A 16,812-nucleotide genomic window follows, 5' to 3' on the forward strand; every position below is an offset into this window, starting at 1 on the left:
AAAGTGAGATTACTAAGCCCCCATTACAAATACTCGACACTGAAATATTAAATAAAATACACACCTTTTTTTGTTAATATACCGTGCAATAATTTTATTTAGTACTATAGGTAAACTACTTATTGATTATTTTAACATATTATAAGAAAATAAATACTAAAAATTAACAAATTTATTATTAAAAATAATATGTTAAACTTTAGTTAATTGGCTGTTAATAATTGGGGCCTTAAGATAAAATTAAGATTTTTGAAATACTAACAAATACAAATTAATATGAAATTGAAATTTATTTTTTTTTTAGTACTATTGTCAGTACTGATAACGCAAAGTTCCTTTGCACAGAAAAAAACTGTAAATGGTAAAGTTTCCGATGAAACCGGACTATCAATACCAGGTGCAAATGTGTTAATAAGTGGCACTACGACAGGAATTCAAACTGATTTTGAAGGTAACTTTTCAATAAGTTCAATCTCAGTAGGAGATAACATTGTAATTTCTTTTATTGGCTACAAATCACAAACAATTAAAATTACTCAAAGTAACACCTACAATGTTGCGCTTCAACCAGATGCTCAAATGATGGATGAAGTTGTTGTTATTGGTTATGGAGTTCAAAAAAAGAGAGACCTTACCAGTTCAATTGCTTCTATCAAAGGAGATGACATTCAAGGTTTAGTAACACCCAGTTTTGAGAGTCAATTAGCGGGAAGAGCATCAGGTGTACAAATTACCTCTGCAACAGGAATTATTGGTGAAGCTCCAAAAGTAAGAATTAGAGGTACAGCTTCTATTTCTTCTGGAACAAATCCTTTATACATCGTGGACGGAATGCCTGTTTACTCGGGAAGTAATGGTGGATTCGCTAGTTCGAATGCCCTTGGAGATATCAATCCAGCTGATATCGAATCATTCGAAGTATTAAAAGATGGTGCTGCAACAGCAATTTATGGCTCCCGTGCTGCCAATGGAGTAATTATTATTACAACTAAAAAAGGAAAAAAAGGATCTATGAAAGTTAGCTACAATGTAGTAACTGGTTTTGCCTCTGCAGTCAAAACTTTTGATTTATTAGAGACAGAAGATTTTTTGACAATTTCAAATGAAAAAAGAAGTAACAGAACCCCTGTTCAACCTGCTTGGGCTGTGGGCAACGAATTCAATACCGATTGGCAAGGTGCGGTATTAAGAAAAGGAGCTTTTCAAATGGACCATAATCTTTCTGTAAGCGGAGGATCTGACAAAACCAGATATTATATGTCAATGGGTTATACTGAACAAGAAGGAGTAGCACAATCAAATGAAATGACCCGTTACACTTTTAGAACAAATATTGAACACGATGTAAACAATTGGTTAACTATTGGTGGAAATGTTGCGCTGACAAGAACAGAATACAATGGTTTGAATACAGGGGGTAATTCACTTTCCGGTAATATTTTTAATGCCATCCGTCAAGCACCAAATACGCCAATCTTTGATGCTACCAATCCAACAGGTTATAACTTAAATTTAACCACTGGAACTGTTGGACAAGGAACTAACTTAAGTCCTATTGGTGACAACATTAGTAATATTGCTTACGTTCTAGCTAAAAATAGATTTCAGTCTAAAATTAATAGAACCCTTATCAATACGTTTGCATCTGCTAAAATTACTAAGGATATTAATTACAGGTTTCAAGCCAGTGTCGACAACCCAATAACAGGTGGGTTTTTATACTATAATCCAACTCACGGTGATGGTCGCGGTTCGAATGGTAGACTTCAAAATGACAATACCGACTTATTAAGATGGAACATACAAAATTCACTTTCCTATAACAAAACATTTGCTGAAAATCATAACGTATCTGCGACAGCAGTAGCAGAGTATCAGAAAGAAAAAAATCAATATTTTGTTGGTATAGGAACAGATTTATTAAATGAATTTTATAATCAAAATTTAGTTACTGGTGCCTATGGAGTTCAACAATCAGGAGGTTCTGTAACCGAAATAGGAATCATGTCCTATATTGGAAGATTGAGCTACAACTATAAACAACGGTATTTTGTACAAGCCTCTATCAGAAGAGATGGTATCTCTAAATTAAGCGCAGACTCACGTTGGAATAACTTTTCAGGTTACTCAGCAGGTTGGAATATTGCCAATGAAGAATTCATGAAACCATTATCAAATATTGTAAATGAATTCAAACTAAGAGCTTCTTATTCTGAAGTAGGAAATACAGAAATTGGAACTTACCCATATTTAGGGTTAACATCTGCCTCTCAATATGGTGCCTTAAATGGAATTGCTTTCACCCAATTCGGTAATGATTTATTACAATGGGAAACCAGCAAGAAAACAGATTTTGGTGTCGACCTAGCATTATTTCAAAACAAAGTGAAATTGACTTTTGATTATTTTAATAATGACATTGACGGAATTGTTTTACAGGTCCCAACTGCTCCTTCCCTAGGTGTTCCTAATAATAGAATTTCTCAAAATATTGGACAATTATACAACAGAGGATATGAGTTCTCTACTGATATAAACCTGATTAACAGCGAAGATTTAAGATGGGATGTAGGTGCCAATATCACTTTTCAAACCAACAAAGTAACCTCACTTCCTGGTGGCTTGGATATCGTTGGTGGCTCATCAACAGATCCGCTTATTGCAGCAAACGTTATTATAAGAGAAGGAGAATCTGTAAATTCACTTTTCGGATTTCAATATTGGGGATCAAATCCTGCTAACGGAAATCCAGTATACTACAAAGCAGATGGATCTCTTGTTCAAGGAAATGTTGAAGCGGGAACTTATTCTACATTCGACGTAAACAACCCTTCTGATATTAGTACTCGGGCAGCAGCCTTAGGTCAATCTGACAAAAAGATTCTAGGAAATACACTTCCAACCTATTTTGGTGGATTAAACTCTAAAATAAGTTATAAAGATTTTGATTTTAGCTTTCTTTTCCGATTCAGTGGTGGAAATAAAATGTTTAATGCTACACGAAGAGATTTGATGAATCAAAATTTAAACAACAACAGTACAGAGATATTGGGAAGATGGCAAAGTGCTGAAAATCCAGGAGACGGATGGACTCCTAGACTTTATGCTAGCCAAAATACTTTTTTAAATCAAGCTAGTAATGCAACTACACGATTTGTTGAAGATGGATCTTTTATTAGTTTAGATAATGTATCGTTGGGGTACAAGTTACCAAAAGTGCTTACCGACAAAATCAATGTAGATGTAATTCGCTTTTTCGTCCAAGCACAAAACCTACTAATTATTACCAAATATAAAGGACTAAATCCTGAAATGGAAACCCTTGGAGTAGATTTAAATGGTACACCACGATCAAAAGTAGTTTCATTAGGTATTAACGTAAACTTATAAAAAACATGAAAATATATTTAAAATTCATAGCAATGTCCGTTTTGGCACTAGGAACGAGTGCCTGTAGCGAAGAGAAACTTCTCGACTTAACACCGATAAATAACATTTCAATAGAAGATGCTTTTTCAACACCATCTTTAATTGAAAGTTCAATAAACGGAATGTACAATGCGGCAGCAATTGGACAATACAATACCACAAACCCAAACGGTGGTAGAGGTTTTGTATGGGGCGCTGCATTTGTACAACAAGGAGACAACAGAGGAGAAGACGTAGTAAATATTCAGGCTTTTTATCAAATTACGTATACTTCAACTTATGATGCAGGATCTGCCAACAACACGTACTATTGGGTAGACGCTTACCGCCTAATCAACAGATGTAATTTGGCTATAGAAGGGGTTACAGCAGCAGTATCTAACGGCATAATTACACAAGCTGTTGCGGATAACTATATTGGCCAAGCCAAATTCCTAAGAGCAATAACACATTTTGAATTGCTTACTTATTTCGCCAGACCTTACAATTTTAGTGCTGGAGCCTCTCATTTAGGAATTCCTTACAGAGAAGTGGGTGTAGACACACAAGCAGAAATTGCATCTGAACTTTTAAAACCTCGTAACACAGTAGCCGAATGCTATGACAAAGTAATTGCTGATTTAACTGCTGCTGAATCTCTGACCACTAATGTGACTTTGACAAAAGCATCTAAAAAAGCTGCTATTGCTTTTAAAACTCGAGTGTATTTGCATAAAAGAGATTGGAACAATGTAATTACAGAAGGTCAAAAATTAAATGGAGCGTACGCTTTGACAGGCACTCCAAATGGACCATTTGCAAATAGTTATGTAAATACTGAATCTATATTTTCTATTTTGATGGCCGCTACACTAAATCCTGGAGTAAATGCAGCTTTGGCCTCACAATATAAGACTAGAAAATTAGTAAGTGTTAGCCCAATAATATGGAAAGATCCTAGCTGGTTATCGGATGATAAACGAAGAGAGGAAGGCGTACTAATTGAAACTGTTAATGGTGTAAAGTACACCAACAAATATAAAGACGGAGTTAATTACACTGATGCTGCCCCTGTAATTCGCTATGCAGAAGTAGTATTAAATATGGCTGAAGCATATGCCCGCAGGTCTTCAGCTGATGCAAGTCTATCTGTAGCTGAATTAAACAAAGTAAGAAACAGAGCTTTAGCTAATCCTACTACTCAGCAATATGTGCTTTCACAATTCCTTTCGCAAACCGCTTTAGTGGCAGCAATTATTAAAGAAAGACGAATTGAATTTTTAATGGAAGGGCGCCGTTGGTCTGATATTCACCGTTTACAAGGAGATAATTTAGTTCCTATAGATGGTATCCCTGCAAAAGTAGGAAATGGATCATTAGTTGCATCGGGCTTTGTACTAGACGGGACACCATATTCCGGACCAAAATCAGAAGCCGCTATTCCAGGTTCAGATTTTAGATTCTTGTGGCCTATACCACTTTTAGAAACAAACAACAACCCTACTCTAAAAGCACAACAAAATCCAGGTTGGGAATAATACAGTTTAGGACTATTTAAAAAAAAAAAATACAAATCTTAGATGCCTGTTCATACCATGAACAGGCATTTTTGTTGTTTATAAGTATCCAACGAAGGTTTAGAATTAAATACCAAACAAAAATATAATGTAGACTACTTTTGAAAATTGGTTTATATTATGGCATAAGCCAAAATATTTACAATTATGAAACTAAGTAACAACTCTTGTATAATGTCGTGTTTTAAAATTAGATATAACGACTCAACAGATTGATATTAAACTACTTTTTATAATAGTGCTTCTTTTGACTTTATGACTTTTAAACTTTCGACTTACTTATACCTTTAACACTAAAATAAATCCGTCCTAAATAATGTAATTGAAGTTTTAACTTAATTGCTTTTAAAACAAACCTAAAATCTTCTATGCTTTAATTTTTTAAAACAGGACAACATGCCGTTACTGCACTTAATTCATTTTTAAAAAATCGTCTTTTCATAAAAAAAATTTCTTTAAAAATATTATTAAAGTACAAAGAGTCTTAAAATGCCGTAAAACACAACTTTTAGACCTATTTTCGTCAAAATTAATTTAATGTTAAGCCCTTTTTTTTTAACGCCATATTTAGAAACCGGAACGGATGAAGCTGGTCGGGGTTGTCTGGCAGGACCTGTCACTGCAGCAGCCGTAATACTGCCTGTAAATTTCCAAAATGAGTTATTAAATGACAGCAAACAATTGTCTGAAAAAGTGAGAGAAAGATTAAGACCTATCATAGAACAAGAATGTATTTCATTTGCAGTAACGCATCTAGAGCCTTTGATAATTGACGAAATAAACATTCTTAATGCCTCCATAAAAGCAATGCAGGAAAGTGTTTTAAAATTAGATCCAAGACCACTACATATTATAATAGACGGAAATAGTCCATTCATTCCTAAAGGCGGAATTAAAAATCGTGGTGGAAAGGTTTTTACGGATGCTGAAATTGAAATCCTACATTCGATTCCGAATGTCAGTGTTATTAAAGGAGATTCAAAATTTATGAGTATTGCCGCCGCTTCCGTATTAGCAAAAACGTATCGGGATGAATATATGAATCGGATTCATGAGGAATTCCCAATGTACAATTGGAAACAAAATAAAGGATATCCTACCAAAGAACACCGGGAAGCCATTCGGAAATATGGGGTTACAAAACACCACCGAATGACATTTCGTTTGTTGCCGGAACAGTATTGTTTTGATTTTTGAATTTAGATTGCTTCGCCAGTTTGCCTTACAGGCTCGTGTAACGATTTTTGAGTGCAGGTTTCTCAAAAGTGGCATCAAAAAGAATGGCAAAATATTTCAGGATTTTTTCTTTGACTTCTTGTTCATTCACTTTGGCTACGCCTAGTTCTACGTTCAAAGAAGTTACGGCTTTACCGCGAATCCCACAGGGAATAATATTGTCAAAATAACCCAAATCAGCATTTACGTTTAAAGCAAATCCGTGCATAGTGACCCAACGGGAAGCGCGAACGCCCATTGCACAAATTTTTCTGGCAAATGGTGTTCCTGCGCCTAACCAAACACCGGTTTCGCCTTCGCTTCTGCCACAAACAATTCCATATTCTTCAAGGGTAAGAATAATAGCTTCCTCCAGAAACCGTAGGTATTTATGAATATCCGTAAAAAAATTTTCTAAGTCTATAATAGGATACCCTACGATTTGTCCAGGTCCGTGATAGGTAATATCGCCACCACGATTGATTTTATAAAAAGTAGCTCCTTTAGCTTCCAATTGTTTTTCAGACAAAAGTAAATTACTTAAATCACCACTTTTGCCTAATGTATATACATGCGGATGTGCTACAAAAAGGAAATAATTGGGTGTTTGTAAACTCGTTTCTTCTCTCCTATTTTTAATTTTTAAGTCAACTATCTCTTTGAACAATTCTTCTTGGTATTCCCAAGTTTCTTTGTAATCTTTAGTTCCTAAATCTTGAAGTTGGATGTTTTTATTCATGTGTCATTGCGAGGAACGAAGCAATCCTATTTCGTTCACTTATTTTTGAATGACAAAGGTACAACGTTTTGAGTTTACTGTTTTTTCCTATAAGGTTTTTTTTCAAACCTTGCAGGTAAGATATAAAATTATGAATCAAAAATAATTAGTCTCGGACTTGAACTAATTTCGATGTTTTATCATTGCGCCAAAAAAGTCACCTACAAGATTTGAAAAAACCATTGAAGGATTAACTCATATTTCTGTCAAGTTGAGCGCAGTCGAGACTAACCAAATGAGTCTCGACTGCGCTCGACTTGACCATAAGGCGATTATTTAAGTTCAATATTATTATTCCAAAACAACTTCAAGATTTATACTCTCCGGGTTTTTAAACAATCTGTGATTAGAAATTGCATTTCCAGTGCTTTTTTGTCATCGCTTATTTTTGAATTTATATTTGAACCCGATTTTATTTTTCGAGGAAAATGATATTTCAAAACATAAGACTGCGTAATTTTGAATTTAGAAACTTGCGTTTGGGTCCTTTAATCTTATCCTGTTGTCTTTTTAGTTCAACTGCATTTGTTATTTTTACTATTCTCCTGAAAACACTTGCATCAAAAGCATAGTTCACACTGTAATAATGTTCTTCGGCAACCAGTGCGTAATTATTTTCTATATCATCCGCCTATTCTTCGGTTTTGTATAAATCCGCAACTTCGGTTATTGTATTGAGTTTTTGACTGATTATTATGCAAAATTCTTTCTCGAAGGAACTTTTCTTACTATGGACTTTTACCGTAATAATTTTTTTAAAAATGGCTTTTTCGGATGCTGGTAATTTGGAAAAACTTCTCGGAATTTTTGGTTATCAGATCTTTAAAAACATAAGTTGTATCAAGAAAAACGTCTTCTTTGGAGTGATTTTCAGCTATAAATTACATACAACGATGTTCATCGCGGAGTAATTCTGTTTCAATTTTTCCGGTTCCGTCTTGGTTTAGACAAATGGTTTCTTATACTTGGCAACTGATCAAAAATAATACTAAAAGCAGTAAATCGTGTTTTTCCATTTGGTAATTTAAAATACTTATTGGTTTCTATATATGTTATTTGTACTATTTTTCATGTTGATTTAAAAAAATAAAAGTCGTAGCATAGCCCCGATAGCAGTGGCATCCTTTTTTTCTTGTTTTTTTTTGAACAAGGAAAAAAGATAGAACGAATAGCGGGACGGATCGTCTTGAAGAAACAAAATATTCTGCTCCAAAAAACGGTACATTTTAAACTTTAAATTTTAAAACTTATATAGTATCTTTGCGCTCTTAAAATCAGCATAAAATGGCATTATCCGAACAAGAAATATTACGTAGAGAAGCACTTACAGAATTACGCAATTTAGGTATTGAGCCTTATCCTGCAGCCGAATTTATTACAACCGCATATTCTAGCGAAATCCTAGCTGATTTTGCAAAATACGAAGGTAAGGAAGTGGTTTTAGCAGGTCGTTTGATGGGGAAGCGTATCATGGGAAAGGCGTCATTTGCCGAATTGAAAGATGCTGAAGGGCGTATTCAAATCTATGTTTCGAGAGATGATATTTCGACAGATGAGGAGAAAACCATGTATAATGTCGTTTTCAAAAAACTGTTGGATATTGGCGATTTTATTGGGATTCGCGGAACGGTTTTCAAAACGCAAGTGGGAGAAATATCGGTTCATGTTTATGGATTAACAGTTTTGGCCAAAGCCTTGAAACCACTTCCTGTTGTAAAAACGGATGCTGATGGTAAAACACACGATGCTTTTGCTGATCCGGAACAAAGATACCGTCGTCGGTACGTGGATTTGACCGTGAATGATCATGTAAAAGAAACGTTTATCAAAAGAACAAAATTGTTCAATGCAATGCGTTCTTTTTTTAATGACAAGGGATATCTTGAAGTAGAAACGCCTGTTTTGCAACCAATTCCCGGTGGTGCTGCAGCGCGTCCTTTTATCACGCATCACAACTCGCTTGATATGCCTTTATACATGCGTATTGCGAATGAATTATACTTAAAAAGATTGATTGTTGGTGGTTTTGAAGGGGTTTATGAGTTTTCGAAAAATTTTCGTAACGAAGGAATGGACCGTACCCACAACCCAGAATTTACTGCCATGGAAATATATGTAGCCTACAAAGACTACAACTGGATGATGAAATTTGCCGAAGACCTTTTAGAACATTGCGCGATTGCTGTAAATGGAAGCTCGGAAGTTACTTTTGGAGAACATACCATTAATTTTAAAGCGCCTTACGCCAGAGTGACAATGACGGACTCTATCAAACATTTTACTGGATTTGATATTTCAGGAAAAAGTGAAACAGCGTTATTTGATGCTGCCAGAGGAATGGGAATTGATGTAGATGCAACCATGGGGAAAGGGAAACTGATTGATGAGATTTTTGGCGCGAAATGCGAAGGAAATTACATTCAGCCTACTTACATCACGGATTACCCAAAGGAAATGTCTCCGCTTTGCAAGCAACACCGTGACAATCCAGAATTGACAGAACGTTTTGAATTGATGGTTTGCGGAAAAGAAGTGGCAAACGCTTATTCTGAGTTGAATGACCCAATTGACCAAAGAGCCCGTTTTGAAGACCAAATGAGATTGGCTGAAAAAGGAGATGATGAAGCAACCGGAATAATTGATGAAGATTTCTTGAGAGCATTAGAATACGGAATGCCTCCAACATCCGGAATGGGAATTGGAATGGATCGATTGATTATGTATTTGACAAATAATGCTTCTATCCAGGAAGTGTTGTTGTTCCCGCAAATGCGCCCAGAAAAAACTCAAGTTAAAATTGAATTGGAAGACGATGAGAAATTGATTATTGACCTTTTGAAAGTCAATGAAAACCAAATGGATTTTGGTTTACTAAAAATCAAATCGGAACTGAGCGGTAAAAAATGGGATAAAGCAATGAAAAATTTATCTTCTTTAGGATTGACCGAAGTTGTGGTAAATGGCGACAGCAAAGCGTGTCGATTGAAATCCTAAGTGTATTATAGAGCTATATTTATAAAAATGGAGCTTCAAATTGAAGCTCCTTTTTTATAAATACTATTATTTTTTATGACTGTCCGTAACTAATCCCAAGTTGTTTCTAAATCAGTAATCATCAATCTAACCCGATATCGCGGATTTGATAGCGGATTTGCAATCCGTGCCCACAAACATAAGCCACAACAGCAAATAATTAAAGTTATTATTTCTTTATATTTTTAAAATATAAAAAACTTTACGGGCACGAATTGGAAATCCGCGTGCGCTGTTACTTCCGTTTTGAAATTTTCAAATTGTTCCTTCTCGATTTTGTTTGCCAAATTCAGATAAGAAGTGATGCGTTCTGCGCGGTAATCCTCTGTTTTTTGAGTAATTCCCTGCTACGACAAATCGAATTTCCTGCTATAAAAAGCATTCATTTTTTCGATAAGTACGTCATCCATAATAGAAATAATGGATGAAATTCCATATTCCACACTCGTAGCAGACTATCCATAATGTAAGTATGTCCTTACAATATGGATATAAAAAGTATGAAGTAGTTTACATGTTGTCATGCTAAAATGATTTAATAAATAAGCCACAAAGTTCGAGAAACATAACCGGATTAAAACGGATAAATATCATGCTTTTGTATCGCTGAAATTTCTTTTTTTAGAATGCTGGAGTACCGAAAAATCGGATTAAAGTATTCTTCGAATTTAAATATTAAACCCAAAATTTTGTTAATGATTAAACTTTTAAATAAGAACCCGGTCTTATATACTTAAAACAAAACAAATGAAAAAATTATTTATCGTTGCATTATTAGTTGTCGGAATGACAAGCTTTGCACAAGAAAAAGAAGTAAGACCGGCAAGAGCTCAAATGGGGCAATTAACTCCTGATCAAAGAAATCAACTGCAGTTAAAAAAGATGACTTTGGAATTAGATTTGAATGCTTCACAGCAAAAAGAAATGAGAACAATCCTCGCGGAACAAAGCACTAAAAGAGAAGCTAAAATGGCCGAACGAAAAGCTAACAAAGATTCGGCTAAAAAACGGCTTACCTCTGATGAACTTTTTGCTAAAAAAAGCCAAATGTTAGATGAACAAATTGTGATGAAAGAGAGAATGAAAAAAATTCTTTCCTTAGACCAATATAAAAAATGGGATGACATAAAAGGGAAAAGACACAACCGAATAAAAAAAAGAATGGCATACCATCAGAATAGAAAACCAACAAAAATAGGCGATAAAAAATAATCCATTTACTTGAAGTAAGTCAAAAGTTTAAACTTCATAAAGTCAAAAGAAACACTGTTGCAAACAGTAGTTTAAAATTAATCTGTTGCGTCATTTTGTCTAATTTTAAAACACGACATTATACAGTGGCTGTTACTTATTTCATTTTATTTCATAAAAAAGCCCTGAAATAGTGTCTAATTTTTTAGAGGCAGTCTATTTTCGGGGCTTTTTTTGGTTTAAAATGTTTTCGAAACTTTATCTATCGCTTGAATGGTAAAATCTAAATCAGCATACGTTAATGCATCCGTAATAAACCATGTCTCATAGGCGGATGGCGCAATATAAATTCCTTCCTGCAATAATCCGTGAAAAAATTTCTTGAACGTTTCGTTGTCGCCGTTTGCAGCCGTTTGAAAGTCTACAACCGGAGCCGCGTCAAAGTGAATCGAAATCATTGAGCCAATAGTGTTGATTGTAAATGTAACATCATTTGCTTTCAGAACTTTATCGATTCCTGTAGCCAAATACGCTGTTTTTTCTTCTAGTCTTTTAAAAATAGTACGATCACTGTCTAAAGCTTGTAACATGGCTAATCCTGCGGCCATTGCCAATGGGTTTCCAGACAATGTTCCCGCCTGATATACAGGACCTAACGGAGCAAGATAGTTCATGATTTCTGCTCGGGCAGCAAAAGCACCGACAGGCAATCCTCCACCGATTACTTTCCCAAAACAAACGATATCAGCCGTTACATGCAATAATTCCTGAACACCACCAGCGGCGAGTCTAAATCCGGTCATTACCTCATCAAAAATCAAGAGAATTCCGTTGTCAGTACACAATTGACGTAAGCCTTCTAAAAAGCCTTTATTAGGCGGAATACAACCCATATTCCCAGCAACAGGCTCAACGATTATTGCTGCAATTTCATTTTTATTTGCTTCAATTAAAGTGGCTACGTTTTCTAAATCATTGTATCGTGCCAGCAAAGTATCTTTGGCCGTCCCTGCTGTTACACCAGGACTGTTTGGCGAACCAAAAGTAATGGCTCCGCTTCCGGCTTGTATCAAAAACGAATCCGAATGTCCGTGGTAACAACCTGCAAATTTGATTATTTTATCTTTTTTTGTAAAACCACGAGCCAGCCGTACAGCGCTCATACAGGCTTCGGTACCAGAGTTTACAAATCTAATTTTATCAATATTTGGAACCATAGCAACGGCTAAAGCGGCAATTTGTGTTTCTAATTCTGTGGGCATCCCAAACGAGGTTCCCAACTTTGCTTTCTCTATCACGGCGTGTACAACCGGTTCGTAAGCGTGTCCTAAAATCATTGGCCCCCAAGAATTGATATAATCAATCAAACGGTTGCCATCTTCATCGTACAAATAAGCACCTTTGGCACTTTTGACAAAAATAGGAGTTCCGCCCACTGCCTTAAACGCTCTTACGGGTGAATTTACGCCACCTGGAATTACTTTTTCTGCTTCAGCAAAAAGCTGACTACTTCTTTTATATAACATGTATGAAATTATGAATTATCGTTATTTTAAAATTATTTTACTACCAGTTTTTGTCCAATAGAAAGGGCATTGTCCGAGAGGTTATTTTTTTGTTTTAAATCCTCAATCTTTAATTCGAATTTTTTCGAAATAGAATATAGCGTATCGCCTTTTTGAACCACATAGGAATCCAGCCCCTTAGGGATTGTATTTCTGGATTCAACCGTTAATTCTGCAATCATTTGTTTTTCATTGGACACATAATTAATATCTAGAACCTGATTGTCATATTCATGCAAATTGTAGCGTTCAATATACGAAATCAATTTATCTGGATACTTAGGATCTGTGGCATATCCGGCGGCTTTTAAGCCTTTGGCCCAAGCTTTATAATCGCCTTTTGAGAATTCAAATAATCCAGCATAGCGGCTTCTTCCTGTTAAAAATAAAGCGTGATCTTTAAATGATTCTGATGGATTGTCATATTTTCTAAAACATTCCTGTGCAGCATCGTCATCATGCCTGATACTTTCACCTGTCCAGCCTACATGACATTTTATACCAAAATGATTGTTCGCATTTAAAGCCAAATTACCCCTCCCGGCACCAGACTCTAAAATGGCCTGTGCTAAAATAATACTTGCAGGAATACCATAATTCCTCATATTGCCCATTGCAATATCTTTGAATATGGAAACGTAGGTTACAATCACATCATTTGTAACTATTGTTCTTGAAGTTGAAGCAATCTCTTCCGCTTCACTATTATTCAGCTCTTTACTTGATGCTTTTCCTGCGGTGGCACGTACTGTTTTGGTTTTCTTTTCATATCCCTTTTTAGCCGTCGTCGCAATTTTTGATTTTGAAGGCGCTTTTTTTGTAGTAACAATAAGTGGTCTAGTGGCATTACAACTCACCAAAGTTATTAGTATAAATAGCAGTAGGATTTTCTTAATCATTGATCTCAATTATTGGTAATTGTCTGTTCCGAAGTTTTATATTCATTCCCTGAATTCCCTGAATTCCACCAGTATGAATTAGTAAAATTTTTGATTGGGCAGGAAAATAGTTTTTTTGAATTAGTTCTATAACACCAAAAACCATCTTTCCCGTATAAATTGGATCTAAAGGGATCTTATTTTGCTTATAAAATGAATTGATAAACCCTATTAATGCTTCATTAACTTTACCGTAGCCCCCAAAATGATAGTCTGTAATGAACTCCCAGTTTTCATTTTGTACAAAATTACGAATTTCTTCTTTCAAAAAATCGCCTTTTAAGGCCGGAAACCCTAAAATTTTTTGATGCGGCAAAGCACTGTTTATGATACCGGAAATGGTACCGCCAGTTCCTATCGCACAACAAATATAATCAAATTGAGCATCTTCCTGAGTTAGAATTTCTTCACATCCCTTGATGGCAAGTTCATTAGTCCCGCCCTCTGGCAGGAGATAAAAACGACCAAATTGTTGTTTTAATTTCTCCAAAAATGAGTCATCACTTTTTAACCTATACGCGTCTCTTGAAATAAATTCCAGTTGCATTCCACAATTTTGAGCGAAAATTAATGTTGGATTCTCTGAGATTTTACTTTCTAATTCCTCACCACGGATAATCCCGATGGTTTTAAATCCTTTTTCTTTTCCTGCATAAGCCACAGCGGCAATATGATTGGAAAAAGCACCTCCAAAAGTAAGCAATGTGGTCTGCTCGTTTTTTTTGGCTTCAAGCAAATTGTATTTCAGTTTTCTAAACTTATTTCCGGAAACAAAAGGATGGATCAAATCTTCTCGTTTGATGGTTACTGAAATAGAGTGCGGAAATGCTGTAATTACCTTTTGATTCAAACGAATATTTTTTAACACAAAGGTAAATTTATATATAAAAAAATGCAACCTTTATAGATCGCATTTTGTATTAATTCTTTTCAAAAGGATTTAATTTTTAATTATAATTTTCTGACCCACCTCTATTTTGTCTTTTGTGGCTAATTTTACGATGTAAATTCCATCGCGAAGACCCGCAGTAGAAAACGCATAGCTTGCATTAACTCCCAAATTTTCTTTTTTAAAAATCAATTTTCCGGCGACATCATATAAACTGCAGGCAGCGAGATCCAATAACATGGGATTACTGATTTTTAGATCTTTTGCAGAATTGTTTTGATAAATTACAAAATCTTTACGCACTGCCTCTTCGACACCTAAACTGGAATTGTTTTTAAAGGTAATTTCAAACTGTGTATTATTGACACCAGCCGGAAGTGACAATTCATGGAAATCGTTCTTGATATCAAAATATCTGTCCGATTTCTTATCATGCAGATAAATGTTTGCTACCTCTGGAAGATTTAAAATTTCATTAACTGTGATTTTATAATTGGCTGATTTATCATTTCTAAAACCTAAGGGGATTTTTTTATCACTATCAAAACGGATTGCATTGATAATGAACTCAGAATCCTCTAGTACAAAATAAACATCTGCCGGAGTACTATCACTAGAAGAAATGGCATCCATAGCCCGATCAATTCCATCAGTAGCTTCGGGAATCAATGCCAATGCTAATTGACGCACACCATGGTCGTTCATCAAGGTATTGAATCTGATTTGTGGCGTTGTAACTAAATCTAGCGATGTGTAATCAAATCCGGATTGCTTTTGAGTCATCAAACCAATATTTTTTTTTGTTTTAGAAACACCCGTTATTCTCGTAGGGGCTTGATTACTTACCGTTTCTTTAACAAATCTCCTATAACTATTTTTCATCTCAACAAAACCGTTTGCTAATCCCCCAATCAAAAAACCTTGTCCTATTGGAGAAAAACGTCTCTGATAATTCCCTCCGGTTACGCCTGCTGCGCCTTCATTACCAGAACCGTCATACGAATTAAAAGTAGCTGGAACATAAATTCCGGCACTTCCTAATGCACCCGGGGAAAAAGCACCATAACCCCCTTTGTAATCCGCTATATAATGTGAATTCACTGTGGCGTCTTGTTCCCAAAAATAGGCTATTCCGGTACAATTTGTTTCTGCCAGCAAAAAGGCTGATAAATCAATTGCGGATGGATACGGATTTCCTGTCAATGTAAATTGTTCCACTGCAACGGGTATTGCTATTGTTCCGTCATTTGGTTTTCCTCTAAAATCATATCGCTGTTGACTTCCGGGATTATTTTGAACGCCATTTACAGTAAAGCCATTTGTACCTGATGTTCCTTTCATTGTAAATCCTTCTCCTGCGTTCAGACCGAAACTGGCTCCCACTCGTACCCAATTCGAATAGCCTGATGAAGCTATTAATTTATAGACCCAAAAGGGTGCAATTGCTAACGGATTCGCCGTTCCATTATAATTACTCATTGACAATATTGCCGGCTCTTTGAAAGCAATCAAACCATCAACATCCTTAAGTTGAGTCACCCCAAAAGGAGAATTTCCGGCGGTGACACTTGTTTGTCCCACAGGCGAACACCAATAGTCATATTGAAAATTATTAGTTGTTCCTTCCTGAAATACGGACAAACTTCCTAATCCTTGATTTGTTCCTGCTGCAATTGTCCCTTGTATCAACTGCCCATTTTCCCTTAAATAAAAATTACTGTTGACCGCATTTAGTTCTAATTGTTGGTTAATGAAAACAACCTCATTATTGACAAAAACATAACTATTAGGACTCACATACATTTGAGCACTCATGTTGTTTTGCAAAAAAATTATCGCAAAAATTGCCACTATCTGTTTAAGTCTTGCTGCGTTCATAAGCATATATGTTAAGTTGTTTTTCTATATTATTTTTTCTAAAACTATGGTCAAAATATATCCTCTTAAAAAATCTTGCTTGCATAATAAAACTACAAATCAGTTTTTTCAATACCAAAACATGAAATTTTCTCTAAAAACGAGTAAAATTACAAAAAAACAGGATCTTTATTTGACTAAGTACCAATAAAAAGTATTTAAAATTCGTTTAACTAATTATACCTATTGTTTAAATAAGTTATTCCTTTCAAAAAAATAAAATTAAAAATAAACAAAATTAAAACAATACAAAACTCTCCAAAGTAAGTAATGACTAAAATTTAATGTCGTATTTTAATAA

At 35.1% G+C, this 16,812-nt stretch carries 10 protein-coding genes; 5 read left to right on the forward strand and 5 right to left on the reverse strand.

What is annotated here, in order from left to right:
• Positions 1-276 precede the first annotated feature (276 nt).
• The 3 genes from EKM00_RS10030 to EKM00_RS10040 all read left to right on the forward strand — a co-directional run bounded on the left by EKM00_RS10030 (position 277) and on the right by EKM00_RS10040 (position 6,182).
• Positions 277-3,390 (forward strand): SusC/RagA family TonB-linked outer membrane protein, encoded by a 3,114-nt coding sequence (locus tag EKM00_RS10030; protein WP_126516072.1) that lies wholly within the window; start codon positions 277-279, stop codon positions 3,388-3,390.
• Between the two features lie 5 nt (positions 3,391-3,395).
• Positions 3,396-4,946: a RagB/SusD family nutrient uptake outer membrane protein gene (locus EKM00_RS10035; protein WP_126516073.1), complete on the forward strand. Its 1,551-nt coding sequence runs from the start codon at positions 3,396-3,398 to the stop codon at positions 4,944-4,946.
• 576 nt (positions 4,947-5,522) lie between these two features.
• On the forward strand, positions 5,523-6,182 hold the full coding sequence (locus tag EKM00_RS10040; protein ID WP_126516074.1) for a ribonuclease HII: 660 nt from the start codon (positions 5,523-5,525) through the stop codon (positions 6,180-6,182).
• 25 nt (positions 6,183-6,207) lie between these two features.
• Here the strand turns inward: EKM00_RS10040 and lipB are convergent, their stop codons facing one another.
• Positions 6,208-6,939, reverse strand: coding sequence for a lipoyl(octanoyl) transferase LipB (lipB, locus tag EKM00_RS10045; protein ID WP_126516075.1), 732 nt, complete (start codon positions 6,937-6,939; stop codon positions 6,208-6,210).
• Positions 6,940-8,262: 1,323 nt separating this feature from the next.
• Here lipB and lysS point away from each other — a divergent pair.
• Together lysS and EKM00_RS10055 are read left to right on the forward strand one after the other, a co-directional pair.
• Complete coding sequence (gene lysS, locus EKM00_RS10050) at positions 8,263-9,972, forward strand: lysine--tRNA ligase (protein ID WP_126455323.1); 1,710 nt, start codon at positions 8,263-8,265, stop codon at positions 9,970-9,972.
• 786 nt (positions 9,973-10,758) lie between these two features.
• Entirely contained in the window at positions 10,759-11,223 is a 465-nt protein-coding gene (locus EKM00_RS10055; protein ID WP_126516076.1) for a hypothetical protein, read from the forward strand.
• Positions 11,224-11,441: 218 nt separating this feature from the next.
• Here the strand turns inward: EKM00_RS10055 and hemL are convergent, their stop codons facing one another.
• The 4 genes from hemL to EKM00_RS10075 all read right to left on the reverse strand — a co-directional run bounded on the left by hemL (position 11,442) and on the right by EKM00_RS10075 (position 16,472).
• The gene (gene hemL / locus EKM00_RS10060; protein ID WP_126516077.1) at positions 11,442-12,728 is read right to left on the reverse strand and encodes a glutamate-1-semialdehyde 2,1-aminomutase; all 1,287 of its coding nucleotides are present in this window, start codon (positions 12,726-12,728) and stop codon (positions 11,442-11,444) included.
• Positions 12,729-12,760: 32 nt separating this feature from the next.
• Positions 12,761-13,666: a glucosaminidase domain-containing protein gene (locus tag EKM00_RS10065; protein WP_126516078.1), complete on the reverse strand. Its 906-nt coding sequence runs from the start codon at positions 13,664-13,666 to the stop codon at positions 12,761-12,763.
• Entirely contained in the window at positions 13,659-14,555 is an 897-nt protein-coding gene (locus EKM00_RS10070; RefSeq protein WP_126516079.1) for a 1-aminocyclopropane-1-carboxylate deaminase/D-cysteine desulfhydrase, read from the reverse strand. Before EKM00_RS10070 ends, EKM00_RS10065 begins: the two co-directional genes overlap by 8 nt.
• A 90-nt stretch (positions 14,556-14,645) precedes the next feature.
• Positions 14,646-16,472: a T9SS type A sorting domain-containing protein gene (locus tag EKM00_RS10075; protein WP_158614894.1), complete on the reverse strand. Its 1,827-nt coding sequence runs from the start codon at positions 16,470-16,472 to the stop codon at positions 14,646-14,648.
• Positions 16,473-16,812: the final 340 nt, after the last annotated feature.

It is taken from the genome of Flavobacterium sp. RSP15, from assembly GCF_003968755.1.
GTDB lineage: Bacteria > Bacteroidota > Bacteroidia > Flavobacteriales > Flavobacteriaceae > Flavobacterium.

What these genes read in the sequence shown, in the direction of transcription:
- EKM00_RS10030 (WP_126516072.1), top strand. Translation starts at nt 277, where the DNA reads ATGAAATTGAAATTTATTTTTTTTTTAGTACTATTGTCAGTACTGATA.
- EKM00_RS10035 (WP_126516073.1), top strand. Translation starts at nt 3,396, where the DNA reads ATGAAAATATATTTAAAATTCATAGCAATGTCCGTTTTGGCACTAGGA.
- EKM00_RS10040 (WP_126516074.1), top strand. Translation starts at nt 5,523, where the DNA reads ATGTTAAGCCCTTTTTTTTTAACGCCATATTTAGAAACCGGAACGGAT.
- lipB (WP_126516075.1), bottom strand. Translation starts at nt 6,939, where the DNA reads ATGAATAAAAACATCCAACTTCAAGATTTAGGAACTAAAGATTACAAA.
- lysS (WP_126455323.1), top strand. Translation starts at nt 8,263, where the DNA reads ATGGCATTATCCGAACAAGAAATATTACGTAGAGAAGCACTTACAGAA.
- EKM00_RS10055 (WP_126516076.1), top strand. Translation starts at nt 10,759, where the DNA reads ATGAAAAAATTATTTATCGTTGCATTATTAGTTGTCGGAATGACAAGC.
- hemL (WP_126516077.1), bottom strand. Translation starts at nt 12,728, where the DNA reads ATGTTATATAAAAGAAGTAGTCAGCTTTTTGCTGAAGCAGAAAAAGTA.
- EKM00_RS10065 (WP_126516078.1), bottom strand. Translation starts at nt 13,666, where the DNA reads ATGATTAAGAAAATCCTACTGCTATTTATACTAATAACTTTGGTGAGT.
- EKM00_RS10075 (WP_158614894.1), bottom strand. Translation starts at nt 16,472, where the DNA reads ATGAACGCAGCAAGACTTAAACAGATAGTGGCAATTTTTGCGATAATT.